Annotated in this window: 15 protein-coding genes; 4 read left to right on the top strand and 11 right to left on the bottom strand. The window is 63.4% G+C overall.

From position 1 onward, the window contains the following. The first annotated feature begins 48 nt into the window (after nucleotides 1–48). Entirely contained in the window at nucleotides 49–294 is a 246-nt protein-coding gene (locus NKH54_RS07620; RefSeq protein ID WP_023712829.1) for a MoaD/ThiS family protein, read from the top strand. A 276-nt stretch (nucleotides 295–570) separates the two neighbouring features. Here NKH54_RS07620 and NKH54_RS07615 read toward each other — a convergent pair whose 3' ends face one another. The 9 genes from NKH54_RS07615 to NKH54_RS07575 form a co-directional block, all read right to left on the bottom strand. Then, a complete protein-coding gene (locus NKH54_RS07615) occupies nucleotides 571–1,413 on the bottom strand; it encodes a DUF3618 domain-containing protein (RefSeq protein ID WP_023752871.1) in 843 nt (280 codons plus the stop codon). Next, nucleotides 1,410–1,802, bottom strand: a complete 393-nt coding sequence (locus tag NKH54_RS07610; RefSeq protein WP_023693628.1) for a phage holin family protein — start codon at nucleotides 1,800–1,802, stop codon at nucleotides 1,410–1,412. Before NKH54_RS07610 ends, NKH54_RS07615 begins: the two co-directional genes overlap by 4 nt. Next, nucleotides 1,799–2,407 (bottom strand): hypothetical protein, encoded by a 609-nt coding sequence (locus NKH54_RS07605; protein ID WP_023713683.1) that lies wholly within the window; start codon nucleotides 2,405–2,407, stop codon nucleotides 1,799–1,801. The genes NKH54_RS07610 and NKH54_RS07605 overlap by 4 nt, the downstream gene beginning before the upstream one ends. A gap of 530 nt (nucleotides 2,408–2,937) precedes the next feature. Beyond that, nucleotides 2,938–3,354: a DOPA 4,5-dioxygenase family protein gene (locus tag NKH54_RS07600; RefSeq protein ID WP_353027962.1), complete on the bottom strand. Its 417-nt coding sequence runs from the start codon at nucleotides 3,352–3,354 to the stop codon at nucleotides 2,938–2,940. Nucleotides 3,355–3,701: 347 nt separating this feature from the next. Then, on the bottom strand, nucleotides 3,702–3,860 hold the full coding sequence (locus NKH54_RS07595; protein WP_023702789.1) for a DUF3309 family protein: 159 nt from the start codon (nucleotides 3,858–3,860) through the stop codon (nucleotides 3,702–3,704). A gap of 96 nt (nucleotides 3,861–3,956) precedes the next feature. Then, on the bottom strand, nucleotides 3,957–7,127 hold the full coding sequence (locus NKH54_RS07590) for an efflux RND transporter permease subunit (protein ID WP_353027961.1): 3,171 nt from the start codon (nucleotides 7,125–7,127) through the stop codon (nucleotides 3,957–3,959). 65 nt (nucleotides 7,128–7,192) lie between these two features. Further along, nucleotides 7,193–8,371, bottom strand: coding sequence for an efflux RND transporter periplasmic adaptor subunit (locus tag NKH54_RS07585; RefSeq protein WP_023713273.1), 1,179 nt, complete (start codon nucleotides 8,369–8,371; stop codon nucleotides 7,193–7,195). Between the two features lie 520 nt (nucleotides 8,372–8,891). Continuing rightward, entirely contained in the window at nucleotides 8,892–10,022 is a 1,131-nt protein-coding gene (locus tag NKH54_RS07580; protein WP_023827629.1) for a patatin-like phospholipase family protein, read from the bottom strand. Nucleotides 10,023–10,395: 373 nt separating this feature from the next. Continuing rightward, nucleotides 10,396–11,484 (bottom strand): citrate synthase/methylcitrate synthase, encoded by a 1,089-nt coding sequence (locus NKH54_RS07575; protein ID WP_023708562.1) that lies wholly within the window; start codon nucleotides 11,482–11,484, stop codon nucleotides 10,396–10,398. 93 nt (nucleotides 11,485–11,577) lie between these two features. Between NKH54_RS07575 and NKH54_RS07570 the strand changes: the two genes are divergently transcribed. Further along, on the top strand, nucleotides 11,578–12,717 hold the full coding sequence (locus NKH54_RS07570; protein WP_353027960.1) for a citrate/2-methylcitrate synthase: 1,140 nt from the start codon (nucleotides 11,578–11,580) through the stop codon (nucleotides 12,715–12,717). Here the strand turns inward: NKH54_RS07570 and ftrA are convergent. Beyond that, nucleotides 12,714–13,706: a transcriptional regulator FtrA gene (gene ftrA / locus NKH54_RS07565; RefSeq protein ID WP_502907493.1), complete on the bottom strand. Its 993-nt coding sequence runs from the start codon at nucleotides 13,704–13,706 to the stop codon at nucleotides 12,714–12,716. The two genes, NKH54_RS07570 and ftrA, sit on opposite strands and share 4 nt — an antisense overlap. A gap of 89 nt (nucleotides 13,707–13,795) precedes the next feature. On the opposite strand from ftrA, the gene NKH54_RS07560 reads away from it, so the two are divergent. Continuing rightward, the gene (locus NKH54_RS07560) at nucleotides 13,796–14,215 is read left to right on the top strand and encodes a rhodanese-like domain-containing protein (protein WP_027050807.1); all 420 of its coding nucleotides are present in this window, start codon (nucleotides 13,796–13,798) and stop codon (nucleotides 14,213–14,215) included. 220 nt (nucleotides 14,216–14,435) lie between these two features. Continuing rightward, a complete protein-coding gene (locus NKH54_RS07555) occupies nucleotides 14,436–14,738 on the top strand; it encodes a GNAT family N-acetyltransferase (protein ID WP_348530005.1) in 303 nt (100 codons plus the stop codon). A gap of 49 nt (nucleotides 14,739–14,787) precedes the next feature. Here the strand turns inward: NKH54_RS07555 and phaR are convergent, their stop codons facing one another. Then, nucleotides 14,788–15,402 carry a polyhydroxyalkanoate synthesis repressor PhaR gene (gene phaR, locus NKH54_RS07550; protein WP_023685813.1) on the bottom strand — a complete coding sequence of 205 codons (615 nt, stop codon included), beginning with the start codon at nucleotides 15,400–15,402 and terminating at the stop codon, nucleotides 14,788–14,790. Between the last annotated feature and the right edge of the window lie 223 nt (nucleotides 15,403–15,625).

Below are 15,625 nucleotides of genomic sequence, written 5' to 3'. Positions count from 1 at the left end.
GGGGGCTAAAGTGCGCAGCGGTTTCGGACACGCTCCAATGAGGCTCTGATGGTCGAAGTCACGCTCTGGGGCGCGCTCGGCCAGCTCGCCGGCGGCCAGAGCAAGGTCGAGGTCGAAGCCAAGGACATAAGGGAGCTGTTCAGGAAATTGGCTGAACAGTATCCCGGCATCGAGCCCTGGATCGAGAAGGGCATCGCGGTGGCGATCGACGGGACCATCTATCGCGATACGTGGTCGAAGGAACTGCCGCAGGGGGCGGAGATTTTTCTGCTGCCGCGGTTGGCTGGGGGGTGACGGGGGGTGTCGCCCTACGTCCCAGAGCGGACCGGCATCCTCGGTCTGCGAACTTCAAGTGCAATGTCGGTCCTCGCCTAGATGCCAGTTTTGCTGACCGCGTCTTATCGGCGGCGGGTTGGCCAACAATCCAGAGAACCTGATCCGCTGGATTACTATCGGCAAGGGACATCAGTCCGCACACGGCTCTGAAGTGACTCGAGCGGGTCACCGTTTGACGGACAACACCGGCCCCTTTCTGGAGAGGCCGGCTATCGTTGATCCAGGATCATCAAGCTAGGTTTGGCGCTGAGACGTATCGGAAATTCGTTCGCGCACGGCATGCTCGGTCTTGTCTGCTGTGGACTTCACGATCTCGCCGAGCTGATCGGCTATCGTGTCTGCTTCCATATCTTGCCGGCCAGCTTCCTGCTTGATGGTCTCATAGGCGTCGGCGGCGACCTGCTTGGCCTCATCGAGGCCCCTGTCGAGCAAAGTTTCGGCGGAATCGCGAAGCTTGTCGCCATAGGCGCCTAGTTGCTCGTCCTCCGTTGCGGTATGGGGCAGCATTGCACCTATAGCGGCGCCGATGGCGAGACCGACGGCCGCTACGGCCAAGGGTTGATCCTCCAACAGATCTTGCGCGGAGCGGCTGGCTTTCGCCGCCATGTCCCCAGTCGTCGAGCTTGCATTGGCAGCGCTTCCCGTCAGACCCGCCGCAGCGGCTCTTGCGGTGCTCGATATGGTGTCGCCGACGCTGGCAGCGCTCGAGGAGAGCGATTCCGCGGCGTCGGAGAGCGTGCCGCCCAAGCCGCCGCGCTCCCCTGCTACATCATGTCGTCCTGGCGCTGAAGGCAATGGATAGCCAGCCGAACGGTGGGCGGTGTTTGAGGTACCGCTGCCGAACATCAGCCAGGCCAGACCTGCGCCCACCATGGTGACCGGCAAAGGATTGTCTCGGACCTGCGTTCTGAGATTGCTGAGCATGGCCGCGCTCTCCCCTCCCGAGAACAGCCCGGTGAACTCATCCAGCAATTGTCCAGGCGTCATCTTGCCTCGAATGGATTCGGCGGTCTCCATCACCCGAGCGCGAGCAGCCTCGGCCTCGCGTTCAAGTTCGGCTGCGGATTTCTCGTTCATCTCACCTGTTCCTTAATCGCGCTCGCGTCGCGCTTGAGCTGTCCCTGGGTCCGGTCGGGGGTAAGTTCCGAAGGCGCCATGCTGGCCGTCCCGGTCCGCAGCAGGATGACGCCGAGGACCGCCACGACCACACCGACCAGCAGGGAAGACCACCCCGCGCCAAGCCCCGCCCGCGTCAGCGCGATAATGAGCGCCTGCAGCAACACCAAGAGCGCGGCGAGCAGGCAAATCGCGCCGCCCAGCACTTCCGCGGCACCTGCGCCGGCTTTGGTAAGCTTTTCAGAGAGCTCGGCCCGAAACAACCTCGCCTCGGTTTGCACCAGAGTGGTGACATTCTGGGCCAAATCGGTGACTAGCCCGGCAAGGCTGGGATTGTCCTGGTTGTTCATCTGTCCTGCTCCGCGATCTGCGTGGCCCCATCATCGCCGACCACGCCAAAATCTTGTGGACGATCAGCGGACCAACCCTGTGGCTGATCGGTGTGTGATCTGAGGCCTCCCGGAGCGGCCTCAGAATCGGGCGTTGCCGGCGGAGAAGCCTTGATGAACCGCCCGAGAGCCAATCCGGCCAACACCGATCCCGCAAGCAGGACACCGGGATTTTGCCGGCCGAAGGACTGCACGTCATCAAGGACTTGGCTAAAGGGCTTCTGTTTCAAGGACGATGAAAGCCGCTCAAGGCCACTGGCAGCATCCAAAGCGAACTTCGATGCGTTCCTTTCATCGTTGCTGGCAAGGTGATCGCTGGCCGCTCGCAGTGCACCACCCAACGCCGCCAAGCTCGATCCGATGTCGCGCTGCGCCTCCTCCGCCTTGTCGGAGATGACCTGCGTGGCTTCAGATGCATAGTCGCCAGCCTTACGGGTCACCTCGTCCCGCGCGTCGTGAAGCAACTCGCTGGCACGCTCATTTTCCTGGCGAAGTCTTTCGGAGACGTCGCTTTTCGCCTTGTCGAATTCGGTGGGCTGTCCGCCCTGATCCTTCTCATGCTGCATGAGGCCACCTAGTGAAAACCGAGGAAGGAGAGGACCGCGAGCACGACGACGATAAGGCCGATAAGATAGATTACACTGTTCATGTGCACGTCCTCCGTAGCTTTCCAACTTCGACGAACCTGCGATGTTCCGTAAGTGAGAGCATTTATCTCAGCCGAAACGAAGAGCTTCGTCAGGCACGCACCCAGTCACCAGTGAGTTGCCCTGTCCCTCGTGCGGAGCGCCAGTTGCTCCGTCCGAACGGGTGCGCCCGACCCTGCGGGAACGAGTGCCGGCTGCCTCCTCTATTGCAATCTTTGCCTATTCGGCGACCCCGCCTCGGCGTACCGGCGACCAAGGAGAACTCTCCCTTGCCATCAATTGACGGTCCATCGCTCCAACGGCCCCGCGCTGGTTCGGCACCTTCGACGAAGCAATGATGAAGGCATAGGATACGGCTTGAGGGGCAAAGCGGCTTGTCATGCATGCCTGAGCTAGGCTACTGGCGAACGCGTCTCCAAGGCCAAGTCTCTACTTTGCAGAACGCCTCCCTACGCCCCCAGCGTCGGCTCCGTGTTCACCTCCAGCGCCTCTTCCGCTTCATCCTCTTCACCCAGCACCTCGCCATGAACCCCCAGCGGCCGCCCGATCCAGATCGGATCGACCAGATGGTCGCGCTTGGGGTTGGTGGTGTTGGGGTGGATGAGGATGCTCAGGCCGCCATGGTTCAGCATCAGCCAGGGAACCAGCGATGCGAAGATCTCGGTGGCGAAGGAGACCTGGTACATGGCCTGCTCGTGCGGGCCGACCGGCTCGTCGCGCCAGTTGCCCAGTCGAACGCGGAAGCGTTCGCCGATGCGCAGACGCAGCCATTCGGCCTGCTGCCGCTCGGCCTGCCCGTCATAGTAGACGTGGGCGTGATAGCTGGCGATTTCGGCGAGGGGTCTTGGCGGGCTGGCGGTGTTCACCTTGATGGCTCCCTCGGTGATTGTGGTGAGCGCAGCGTATACGCAAGGGAGCGGGGTGGCCAAGGGGGCACAGCGTGTGCTCGTCATCTCGATTTCGGGCCAATCGCATTGGGAGCTCCCCCACTCCGTCTCGGCTTCGCCGAGCCACCTCTACCCCCACATTCGTGGGGGAGAGGAAATGCTAACCGCCGAGGTCGCTGCCTTGAAAAGCTTGGCATTTCCTCTCCCCCATGGACATGGGGAGAGGTGGCCGTGCAGCGGCCGGAGTGGGGGCTGGCACCGCCGTGTGCTTATTGCCAGCGCTTCATCGGGAGAGGAAACGCTAATCTCCGATATCTCAGCCCCGATCAAACCCTGCCCATCAGCACTAGGATCAGCAGCACCACAAGCACAACGCCGACTATTCCGGACGGCCCATAACCCCAGGAGCGCGAATGCGGCCAGGCCGGTACGGCGCCGATCAGGATCAGGATCAAGACAATGATGAGGATGGTGCTGACGGTCATTAAGAGTCCCTCGCCTTGCTGGTCGGATACGAGGGGACAATGCAAAAGGCCGCCCGGTTGTTCCGGACGGCCTTTTGTCTGACTGGTCGAATGCAGCTATTCCGCGGCTTTCGGGAAGGCGATTGCCGGCTCGTCGAGCGGACCCGGTCTCGGCCCCATAGGCGCATCGGGCTTCTTGTCGCGGCCGAACAGCCGGCGGAAGAACGCGTAGAAGCGGCTGTTCTTGCTGCGCGTGAAGATCATCAGCATGGACGGCGTCACCACCAGCGTCAGCAGCGTGGCGAAGGACAGGCCAAAGACGATCGCCGAGGACAGCGAAATCCACCATTGCGTCGACGGCGCGTTGATCGTCGTCTCGTGATGGAAGATTTCCAACCCGAGACCAAAGGCGATCGGCAGCACGCCGAGGATGGCCGATACCGCCGTCAGCACCACCGGGCGGGCACGTTCGCGGCAGGTCTGCAGCACCGCCTCCATCTTGTCCCAGCCCTCTTCGCGCAGCCGGTCATAGGTGTCGATGAGCACGATGTTGTTGTTCACCACCACGCCGGCCAGCGCGATGACGCCGATGCCCGACATGACGATGCCGAAGGCTTCGCCGGTCAGCAGCAGCCCCAGGAACACACCGATCGTCGCCATGACCACGCAGGACAGCACCAGAAGCACGCTGGTGAACTTGTTGAACTGCATCAGCAGCACCAGGAAGATCAGGAAGATCGCCGCGCCGAAGGCCTTGCCGAGGAAGGCGCTGGCTTCGGCGCTGTCCTCGTTGGAGCCGGCGAGCTTCCAGCGTATGCCGTTGTCGAGCTTCATGTCGGTGACCGCCTTGGTCACCTCCGCCTGCACCGCCGCAACCTGGTTACCGGCGGCGACGTTGGCCTGGACGACCACGGTGCGCGCGCCGTCGATGCGGTTGAGGATGCCGACGGTCGGCTCCGGCTTGCGCACGACGAAGTTCGAGATCGGCACCGAGCCTTGCGCAGTCTGCACCCTGAGCTCATCGAGCGTCGACAGCGTGCGCCGGTCTTCGGGCAGGCGCAGCCTGATGTCGACGGCATCGTCGGCGCCGGCGGGCCTATATTCCGACAGCTTCAAGCCATTGGTCACCAACTGCACCACGGTGCCGACCGCGGTCGGGCTGATGCCGTACTGCGCCGCCTTGGCGCGGTCGACCTCGAGCGCCCAGTCGACGCCGGGCGGCGGCAGACCGTCGGACACGTCGATGACGCCGGGCACCTTGGCGATGCGCGCCGCAACGGCGCGGGCCTGGTCGTCGAGTCCCTTGGGATCGATGGCCGAAAGCCGGAGCTGGACCGCCTTGCCTGTGGGAGGACCGGCCTCCGGCACGCGCACCTCGACATCGACGCCGGGAATGCCGGCCATCACGGTGCGCAATTCGTCCAGGATATTGTTCGCCGATTTGCGCTCGCGCCAGTCGATGAACTCATACTGGATGACGCCGACGACGTCCTCCGGCACATCTTGTCCGCCGCCTTGCGTCTTGCCGACGCGGGTGTAGACCGACTTCACGCCGGGCCAGCCGAGCAGCCGGTTTTCGGCGATCTTGGTCGCCGTATCCATTTCGGCCAGCGAGAGGTTGCCGCGGGCATGCACATAGAGCAGGCCGTAATCGGGTTCGACGCTGGGGAAGAACTCGACGCCGGCGCCATATTTCGAATAGGCGAAACCGACGCCGGTCAACAGCACGGCGGTGAGCACCAGCACGGTGATGGGGAAGCGCACCGCCTGCTTGACCAGCGCCATGTACCAGCCGTCGCGATTTTGTTCCTCGTGATGCTCCGGCGCCTTGGCGAAGAGCGCGCCCAGCGTCGGCGCGAACACCAGCGCATAGAGCATCGAGGCCGACAGCGTGACGATCAGCGTGATCGGCATGTATTTCATGAAGTCGCCGATGATGCCGGGCCAGAACAGCAGCGGCGAGAAGGCGGCGATGCGGGTCATCGTCGCGGCGATGACCGGACCGGCCATGCGCTTGGCGGCAAGCGTGAAGGCTTCCGCCTTCGGCATGCCTTCGCCCATGCGCCGTTCGGCGAATTCGGTGACGATGATGGCGTCGTCGACCAGCATGCCGACCGCCAGGATGAGGCTGAACAGCACGATCATGTTGATCGTGTAGCCCATCATCGCCAGCAACAGGATGCCGATCAGGAAGGATGACGGAATGGCAAGTCCGATCAGCAGCGAAGCACGGCCCGACAGCGCATAGAGGATGACGATGAACACCAGGATGACGGCGATCATCACGTGGTTCTGCAGGTCGCCCAGCAGCTGGTTGACGAAGACCGACTTGTCCTGCGTGTAGGTGATGTTCATGCCTTCCGGCATCGTCTTGACGTAGGCGTCGGACACTTCCCGCACCTTGGCCAGCGTGTCGATCAGATTGGCGCCGATGCGCTTCTTGACTTCGATGGCGATGGCCGGCTTGCCGTTGAGGCGAGTGATGGTCGTGGCATCGGCGAAGGTCGAACGGATGGTGGCGATGTCCTTGGCCTGGACGACGGCATTGGGTCCGGCGACAACCGGCAACGATGCGACATCCTCGGGCGTTTCGATCAGCGACGGCACCTTGACCGCGTATTTGCCTTCCGAGCCCTCGATGTTGCCGGCGGCGACCAGGCTGTTGGAAGCGCCGACCGCGCCGATCAGCTGGTCGAGCTGCAGGCCGTAGGAGGACAGCTTCATCGGGTCGATGACGACTTCGACGAGATCGTCGCGCGCGCCTTGTATAGTGCCCTCAAGAACGCCCGGCACTTCCTCGATGCGGTCGCGCAGTTCGCGCGCCGCCGCCGTAAGCACACGCTCGGGCAGATCGCCGGACAGCGTCACGACCAGGACGGGAAACTCGGAAATGTTGACCTCGGTAACAACCGGTTCCTCTGCCGCTTGGGGCAGGTCAGCCTTCGCGTCCTGAACCTTCGAGCGTGTATCAGTCACCGCGGTGTCGACTTTTATAGACGGCAGAAACTCAAGGAAGACAAAGGCACCGCCCTGATAGGCGGATGATTTCATCTCCTTTAACCCCTTGAGACTCTTAAGCTTTGCCTCCAGAGGCCTAAGCAGAAGTCTTTCAGCGTCTTCGGGCGCGATGCCTTGATAGGCAACATTTATATAAACATAAGGGGTAGGAACGTCGGGTTCCGCTTCCTTCGGTGTCGACTGATAGGCGACCCAGCCCGCCAGCAGCAGGAAGACCAGCACCGCAATGGTCAGCCGGGCATTGTTGATCGCGAGTTTGACGATATCCATGGCCTGTTCTCAAGATTTCAGGAGCCGCATGGCGGCCGGTTGTCCCCGCCCGGGGCCACCCGGCGCTACTGCGTTGTCGCTTCGCCCAACAGTTTCTGGATGGTCGCCTGGTCGGCCTCAACCGGCTTGACGACGTCGCCTTCCTTGACGAGTTCCTGGCCGGCGACGATGACGCGGGCATCGGCGGGAATGCCGCCAAGCACCAGGCCCTTCGGCGAGTCGTCAACGAGGTCGATCGGGAAGAACACCACCTTGTTGTCCTTGTCGACGGCACGGATGCCAAGGTCGCCCTTGTCGCCCAGCGTCACCACGGAGCGCGGCAACATGACGGCATCGGTCGGCTGCGCGCTGAGCGAAATCTCGGCCGTCATGCCCGCCGGCACGGAGCCATCGGCATTGGGCACGGCAATCTCGACGCGGAAGGTGCGGGTCGCCGACGAGGCGTCGCGGCTGATGTAGCGCACCGTGCCTTCGACGGTCTGGCCGCTGACCAGCCGCACAGCAGCCTTGTCGCCGAGCTTGAGATAGCCGAGGTCGCGTTCGCTGACTTCGCCGCGCGCAATCACCGGATCGAGCTTGAGGATGGTTGCCACCTCGCCGCCCTGCATGATGGAACTGCCGAGCTCCACCGGCACCCGGTCGATGACGCCGTCGAAGGGCGCCTTGACCAGATTGCGCTCGAGTTCGGCCTGCGCCGTTTCCAGCTGCGACTGCGCAGCGGTCAGGTTCGAACGCGCCGTGTCGAGCTGCAGCTTGGGCAGATTGCCGGTCTTCATGAGCCGCAGCGATGCGTCGAGTTCAGCCTGGCGCTGCGCGACGAGCTGCCTGGCACTGTCGACCATCGAGATCTTTTCTTCGGCCGCCAGCATCAGCACCAGGTCGCCGGTCTTGACGTGATCGCCCTGCTTGACCGGCAGCTTTTCGATGACGCCGGCGACGCGCGTCGCCAGCACGGCGCGCTTGTCGGCCTCGGTCAGCCCGGAAATGCGGATGGCGCGGGCATAGGTCTTGCGCGGCGGCGTCACCACCGCGACGGTGCGCAGCGGCGCCTTCGGTTCGGCCTCGGCGGTCTTGGTTGCATCCGGTGCCTTGGCCTGATCGCCCGGCTTGGCCTGATCGCCTGCCTTGCCAGCACCTTCGACAGCGGCGCTGCCGACGGACGAGAACGCGCCTGTTCCCATCCAGGCGGCGAAGCCGATGAGCACGACAATAGCGGCAAGCTTGTGAAACCTGATCTTCGGCATCATTTTTTTCCACTGCGGGGTTCGGCCAAGTCGTTATCCAACAGGGTGTCCGTCGTCTAACAGCTACCGTGTCTTCCAACTCGAGCGCGTCGCCGATATGGGTGCGCGCCAGGCCGTGTTCAATTTGCCGTGAACGGCGAAGCCGCGCTTCTACATCAAAGTTGCATCGCAATACAGTCGAAAAGTTGCAGGAACATTGTGCCAGGCGATGTAGTGTGGCCAACGGGAAACGGTTTTGTCAGCGCCCCGTCAGGCGGCGGAACCACAGTCTCGGAACCATACGGGTGTTGGAGGCGCTTTGTTTTCAAGGCGTTTTGAGCACTGACATTCTCCTGTGCCTGCACTAGTTTTTGAGGCTCAAATGTGGGCGCGACCTGCGTAGCCACTCAGTGAATGGCAGCAGGCGTCAGTATGATTTTGTATACCGTCACACGCAACGGTTGTTCCGGGACGGAGAGTCATCGGCGCTACTCCGATTTGCCGAACACTTCGCTGATCGTCTTGATCGATCCGGGCGGACTCAGGCCCGCCGGCGTTCCGCCTCCGGCTTCTTGCGGGCGGCGAGGAATTCCTTCACCCGCCGTCCCGGTGCCGGCCCGCGCACCGGTTTGAAGCCGTCATCGAGTTCGCCGGAAAGGTCGAGCGTCGGCCGCTTGCCGACCGCGTCGTAATTCTCCTCCAGCCAGTCGCTGGCCGCTATACGGCCAAGGTCTCTGAGATAGCTCAGGAAGGCCCATTCCGCATTCACCTTGGACGACGCCGACAGATCCTTGAACGCCTCGTCGGCATCGATGCGGTGCATGCGGATGTCGCGGTATTCGCCAGGCGGCAGCCGGCCGGCGGCGATCAGTTCCTTGACGAAGGCGATCGAGCGGAATTCGTTCAGCAGCCCGGCATTGAAGGTGATCTCGTCGATGCGGTTCTGGATTTCGTTGGCGCTTTTCGGCGTGCCTTCGCGCACCACCGGATTGATCTGCACCAAAAGCACATCCTCGGTCGCCGCCGTCTTGAAGAACGGGAACAGCGCCGGATTGCCGCCATAGCCGCCATCCCAATAGGGCACGCCCTTGATCTCGACGGCGCGGAACAATTGCGGCAGGCAGGCCGAGGCCATCACCGTGTCGAGGTCGATCTCGCCGTCGGAAAAGACGCGCAGCTGGCCGGTCTCGACATTGGTCGCCGAAATGAACAGCTCCATCGACTTGCAGGCGTGAACATTTTTGAAATCGATCTCCTGCTCGACCGCGTCGCGCAGCGGGTTCAAGCCCAGCGGATTGGCGACATAGGGCGAAAACACTCGGGACATGGTGTCGAAGAAGAAATAGCCGGGCGTGTTCTCGATCGACCAGTTGCCCCAGGCGACGTCCCACGGCATGCGCTGCACCGGGCTGAAGCGGCCCTTGGCCGCCACCGCGCGCCAGAAGTCGTCGAGCTTTTGCCGTGCACCCTCGACGCCGCCGCGCACAAAACCATCGGCCAGCGCCACCGCATTCATCGCGCCGGCGCTGGTGCCGGACACGGCTGAAATATCGAGCCTGCCATCCTCCAGCAGCCGGTCGAGTACACCCCAGGAGAAAGCCCCGTGCGAGCCGCCGCCCTGCAGCGCGATGTTGATCTTTTTCGTTTCCTCCGCCTTGCCGTTTTTGGTCATGGCGTTCCTGTTCGGTTTGGTCGCTGCTGCCTCATTCCGCCCGGAAATCGGGCGGGTTCGAGGGCAGCGGACTTATATTGCAGTGCAGCATATAAGGGATGACCAAGGCAAGAACACGAACACGGTCGCGTGATCACATGAAATTTTGGTCATGGGGAATGGTCCTCCACGCCGAGGTCTTCGCCCTACGAATACCCCCACCCTTGATCCCTCCCCACAAGGGGGAGGGAGACTTGGTGGACGCTGATCTCAGCAAACCACCGACGTTTCGGCGGCGCGCGGCAGCTTCCCTCCCCCCTTGTGGGGTCCGAAGGACGGGCGAGACCCGTGGCTCGCCTCGGCAGGCTAGGGTGGGGTCATCTTCGCAAAAAATTCAAGCGACAAGCTTCGGCACCGGCCCGACATAGCGCGACTGTGGACGGATCAGCCGCCCTGTCGTCTGCTGTTCGCGCGCATGCGCGATCCAGCCGGCGACACGTCCGGCAGCAAAGACATTGCTGAACGCCTGTGGCGGAAAGCCCGCCGCCTCAAGCACAAGCGCTGTGTAGAACTCGACATTGGTCTGCAACGAGCGCTGCGGCTTGGCGATCCGCAGCACTTCGAGCGCCGTCTGCTCGACCTGTTCGGCGAAGGCCAGCCGGCGGCCGGCTTCGCCCTCGCTGCCGAGCTGCCGCACGACGGCTTTCAGTACATCGGCGCGCGGATCGCGCACGCGGTAGATACGATGGCCGAAACCCATGATGCGCTCGCCATGCGCGACCTTCTCGCGCAGCCAACCGGCCGCGTCGCCATGCGCCTGGATTGCATCGAGCATCTCGATCACCGGGCCGGGCGCGCCGCCGTGCAGCGGCCCCTTGAGCGCGCCGAGCCCGGCCAGCACCGACGATGTCAGCCCGGCCAGCGTCGATGCCACGACGCGGGTGGCGAAGGTCGAGGCGTTGAGGCCGTGATCGCAGACGGTCACCAGATAGGTGTCGAGTGCCCTTGCCAGCGCCGGCGACGGGATGGATCCCTCGAGCATCCTCAGCATGTCGGCGGCATGATCGGCCTTCGCGTCAGGTGCGATCGGCTGCTCGCCACGCGCCAGCCGCAGCAGAGCCGGCGTCAGCACAGCGGGCGCCGCGATCAGCCGCAAGGCGTCCGTCAGCGTCTCGCCATCCGGCAGCAGCGCCATGCCGGCGCGCATGGCGCTATAGATCTCAAGCGGTGCGAGCAGCGGCAGCGAGGGCGCAAGCCGCTCGAACACCTCGACGCGAGCCTTGCCCAGCCTCGCTGCCAGTTCGGCATCGCCGGGAAGGCCGTCGAAGAAGCCGTCGAGCAACAGGCGAACCACTTGCGCATAGCGCCAGCGTCCCGCCAATTCCGGCAGCGAATGACCGCGGATCGTCAGGCGGCCGCCAAGGCCATCGACATCGGAGAGCACGGTCTCCGCCGCCACCACATCATCGAGCCCGTTCGCCATATCTCATCTCCTTGCAGCTTTTCTGCATGGGAGATAAGGGTTAGGCTGCGCCTCGATCAATCTTGATCAATATAATCAATGTATGGGCTGAAAATGTCCGAATGGCTGTCGCGGGAAGAGGCGCTGGAAAGGCTCAAGGTGCGGCCGCAGACGCTTTACGCCTATGTCAGCCGTGGCCGCATCGGCATGCGGCCGGATGAGAGCGACCCGCGCCGCAGCCAGTACCGCGCCGACGACATCGCCGCACTGGCGACCCGCCGGGCGCGCGGCCGCAGTCCCTCGGCCATCGCCGAGAGTGCGATCGCCTGGGGCGAACCCTCGATTGCAACAGCAATTTCGACCGTTCTGCACGGGAGCCTCATCTACCGAGGGCAAGACGCCGTTGCGCTCGCCAAATCGGCGACGCTGGAGGAAACCGCCGCTCTGCTGTGGGCCTCGGCCGAACCGGTGACGTTCAAAGCTCCGTCACCTGAAGCGCCTCATCCAGTCGGCCGCGCCTCGGCCTTTGCGCAGCTTGCCATGCTTGCAGGCCACGGGCGGCCTTCGCTAGGACGCAGCGCCGCCTCGCTGTGCACCGAGGCCGCGCGCACAGTCGGAGCGCTGGCGCAGTCGCTGGGCGCTGAAGCCGGCACAGCGCCCGTCCATAAGCGCCTGGCGCAGGGCTGGTCGGTGGATGATGCCGGCGCGGAAGCGATCCGCTGCGCCCTCGTCCTGCTCGCCGATCATGAACTCAACGCATCGACCTTCGCCGCCCGCGTCGCAGCGTCCACAGGCGCCTCGCCTGCCGCATGCCTGCTGGCCGGCCTGGCAACGCTGTCCGGCCCGCGCCACGGTGGCGCCGGCGAAGCGGTGATGCAACTGGCTGAAGATGCAGCAGCCCACGGCGCGGATGCGGCGATCCGGCGCTGGCTCGGCCATGATCGGCCCTTGCCGGCGTTCGGCCATCCGCTCTATCCCGACGGCGATCCCCGTGCCACCGCACTTCTGGAAGTCATCCCTGTCGACGAGACGCTGCAACAGCTGCAAAAAGCCGCCATGGCGGCGGCCGGTGCCCAGCCCAACATCGACTTCGCCCTGGCCGCACTAACGCGCGGCCTTGGCTTGCCGCGCGATGCACCGTTCCAGCTGTTTGCGCTCGGACGCAGTGTCGGCTGGGCCGCGCATATGGTCGAACAGATCATTAGCGGCAGCATCATCAGGCCGCGTGGCCGCTATGAGGGACGCGTGACTTAAGCCGACCTGGCCGTGTTCCCGAACCGCGCACGGTACGCGACGGGCGTCGTGGCGAACTGCTGACGAAAATGATGCCGCAGCGTGCCTGCCGCGCCAAAGCCGGCAGTCTCGGCAATCCGTTCGATCGGCATGGCGGTGTCTTCCAGCAGCGTGCGCGCCCGCGAAAGCCGTTCCGACAGCAGCCAGCGCGCCGGCGTGACGCCGGTTGCGGCCGCGAACCGGCGCAGGAACGTCCGCTCGCTCATACCGGCAAGCTCGGCCAAGATGGCGACGGGATAGTCGGCGGCAATATCGGCGCGCATCCTGTCGATCAACGGTCCAAGCCGGCTGCGCTCATGTGGCTCGGGAACGGAACTCTCGACATACTGCGCCTGGCCGCCGTCGCGATGCGGCGGCACGACCAGACGGCTCGCCACCATGTTTGCAGCCTTGGTGCCGAAGTCGCGCCGAACCAGATGCAGGCAGAGGTCGATGCCCGCGGCACTGCCTGCCGATGTCAGCACATTGCCCTCATCGATGTACAAAACGTCCGGAATCACGGTGATGTCGGGGTACATCTCCGTCAGCTTCTCGCTGTAGCGCCAATGCGTGGTCGCTCTTTTGCCCGCAAGCAGGCCGGCGGCGGCAAGCACGAACACGCCCGAACAGATCGAAAGAATGCGAGAGCCGCGCTCGTGTGCCTTTCGAAGCGCCTCGATCAGCGCCGGCGGCACCGGAGCCTCCGTTCCGCGCCATCCCGGTACGATCACCGTGCCGGCCTGGCCGATCAGATCGATCCCGCCGTCGGCAACAATACGCACGCCGCCCAGCGCGCGCATTTCACCGGTATCAATACCGGCAACCGCAAAACGGTACCAATCCTCACCCATTTCCGGCCGGGGCAAGGCGAAGATCTCAACCGCCACGCCAAACTCGAACGTGCACAGCCCGTCATAGGCAACGGCAACGACAAGAGGGTTGGCAGGGCGCGGATTGGCAGAGGATGGCATGATCTTGACGATATATGGCAAAGCTGCCAGCTGCAATCGCCCTGCTTCCTGTCTTATCTCTCCGTCGCATCAGCAATGGAGATACGAGGATGAGCCACGTGACAGACATTCCGGCGGCATCGCCGGATATCGCCCGCGACCATTTTCTGCGCCGGCTTTCCGTCGAGACCGACTGTTCCGACGTCGCCGCCGCAATGCGTGCCGGGGAGCCGGACTTTGTTCTCCTGCATGTGGTCGGTTCGCCGGAAGCCTATGGACGCCGCCATGTGCCGGGCGCGCTGCATCTGCCCCACCGCGAAATATCGGCCGAGCGGATGGTGCAATGGCCCGAAAAGACGCTGTTCGTCGTCTATTGCGCGGGACCGCATTGCAATGGCGCGGATCAGGCGGCCTTCAAGCTGGCCAGCCTCGGTCGTCCCGTGAAGATCATGATCGGCGGCATAACCGGTTGGCAGGACGAGGACCTTCCTTTCGCTTCAGGCAAGGAGCCCGGTGTCTTGCACGCGTGAGGCCAAGGCCAGGCTGCGCGGCAGCGTCCACGCGATATGGTCGGGCTGGAGTAAGCATGCAAAGGCGATGGTTAGAATTCGTCCATTCGTGCGCGAGGATGTCGGTGCGGTGCTCGCCCTCATGCGGGCGCTAGTCGTCTTCGAGGGTTATGACGACAAGCTTCGCGTCACCTAAGCGAACCTCATCGAGCACGGGCTGGGACCATCGCCCCGGTTCGGCGTGTTGGTGGCGGAGCGCGAGGGCGTGATCGTCGGCATCGCCGTCCACTACCTCATCCCCTGGACCTACGACCTGAAGCCGGTTGTCTGGCTGAAGGAACTCTACGTCACTGAAGCGGCGCGCGGGATGGGGGTCGGCCATGCGCTTGTTGAACAGCTTCGCCAACACGCCATCGGCATCGGCGCATCGGCCATCAAATGGACGGTGCTGAAATCCAACATACCGGCGAAGGCATTCTACCGCTCACTCGGCGGGCAGCCCGACGAATATCTGGGAATCGTGGCAACTGAAATCGACCCGTGAGGCAAGGCCCAGCCGGGTTGAGCCGGTTCAGACCATTGCCCGGCCGCCTCTACGACATGGTGTCAAGCTTGCGCTGCATGGCGGCGATCTGTTGCTTCAGTTCCTGAAGGTCGTCGCCGCTCTTTTCCGGGACATCCTTGCGGGCCGGCTCGGGTGCAGCCGCGGCCGCAGCATTTGTGGCGGCGGTCGGGAACGGCGTGAACAGGCGCATCGCGTTCTGGAACATTTCCATGTTGCGGCGTGTCTGCTCTTCCAGCGCCTTGATCGGAGTGGCGATCTTCATTACATCCAGCGGCGACTTGCCGATCGCGCCCTTCATCTGCTCGCGGAATCGCTCCTGTTCCTTGGAGAAGGCCATCATCGACTGTTCGAGGAAGCTCGGCACGATCTGCTGCATCTGGTCGCCATAGAAAGCGATCAACTGGCGCAGGAACGGGATCGGCAGCATGTTCTGCCCATCCTTGTTCTCCAGTTCGAAGATGATCTGCGTCAGCACCGGATGGGTAATGTCGTCACCGGTCTTGGCGTCCTGGACGGTGAACTCCTCGCCCTTCTTGACCATCTCGGCCAGATCCTCGAGCGTGACATAGGTGCTGGTGCCGGTGTTGTAGAGCCGGCGATTGGCATATTTCTTGATAATGATAGGGTCGTCTTTCGCGGCCATCAGCATCCTCCCGGGACACCGGCGCGCCTGAGTAAGCCGCCGGTAACGATTGCGCCATTTTTAAGGATATGCGCAAAAGCTCTATAATTCCAAGCGCTTTGTGCAGTGCGGCATCATTTATTGCTGCATGGCCGGCCAATTATGCTGCGCAGCAAAGGTTGGGCGATCCCGCCGGCCGCTCACGCCCTGCTTGCGGCGCTTGGCCGGCATGCCCATTTCCGGT

Origin of the sequence: Mesorhizobium sp. M1004 (assembly GCF_040318795.1) — a bacterium.
Lineage (GTDB): Bacteria > Pseudomonadota > Alphaproteobacteria > Rhizobiales > Rhizobiaceae > Mesorhizobium.
This window is presented reverse-complemented; position numbering and strand designations above follow the sequence as displayed.

What these genes read in the sequence shown, in the direction of transcription:
- NKH54_RS07620 (WP_023712829.1), top strand. Translation starts at nt 49, where the DNA reads ATGGTCGAAGTCACGCTCTGGGGCGCGCTCGGCCAGCTCGCCGGCGGC.
- NKH54_RS07615 (WP_023752871.1), bottom strand. Translation starts at nt 1,413, where the DNA reads ATGAACGAGAAATCCGCAGCCGAACTTGAACGCGAGGCCGAGGCTGCT.
- NKH54_RS07610 (WP_023693628.1), bottom strand. Translation starts at nt 1,802, where the DNA reads ATGAACAACCAGGACAATCCCAGCCTTGCCGGGCTAGTCACCGATTTG.
- NKH54_RS07605 (WP_023713683.1), bottom strand. Translation starts at nt 2,407, where the DNA reads ATGCAGCATGAGAAGGATCAGGGCGGACAGCCCACCGAATTCGACAAG.
- NKH54_RS07595 (WP_023702789.1), bottom strand. Translation starts at nt 3,860, where the DNA reads ATGACCGTCAGCACCATCCTCATCATTGTCTTGATCCTGATCCTGATC.
- NKH54_RS07590 (WP_353027961.1), bottom strand. Translation starts at nt 7,127, where the DNA reads ATGGATATCGTCAAACTCGCGATCAACAATGCCCGGCTGACCATTGCG.
- NKH54_RS07585 (WP_023713273.1), bottom strand. Translation starts at nt 8,371, where the DNA reads ATGCCGAAGATCAGGTTTCACAAGCTTGCCGCTATTGTCGTGCTCATC.
- NKH54_RS07580 (WP_023827629.1), bottom strand. Translation starts at nt 10,022, where the DNA reads ATGACCAAAAACGGCAAGGCGGAGGAAACGAAAAAGATCAACATCGCG.
- NKH54_RS07575 (WP_023708562.1), bottom strand. Translation starts at nt 11,484, where the DNA reads ATGGCGAACGGGCTCGATGATGTGGTGGCGGCGGAGACCGTGCTCTCC.
- NKH54_RS07570 (WP_353027960.1), top strand. Translation starts at nt 11,578, where the DNA reads ATGTCCGAATGGCTGTCGCGGGAAGAGGCGCTGGAAAGGCTCAAGGTG.
- ftrA (WP_502907493.1), bottom strand. Translation starts at nt 13,706, where the DNA reads ATGCCATCCTCTGCCAATCCGCGCCCTGCCAACCCTCTTGTCGTTGCC.
- NKH54_RS07560 (WP_027050807.1), top strand. Translation starts at nt 13,796, where the DNA reads ATGAGCCACGTGACAGACATTCCGGCGGCATCGCCGGATATCGCCCGC.
- phaR (WP_023685813.1), bottom strand. Translation starts at nt 15,402, where the DNA reads ATGGCCGCGAAAGACGACCCTATCATTATCAAGAAATATGCCAATCGC.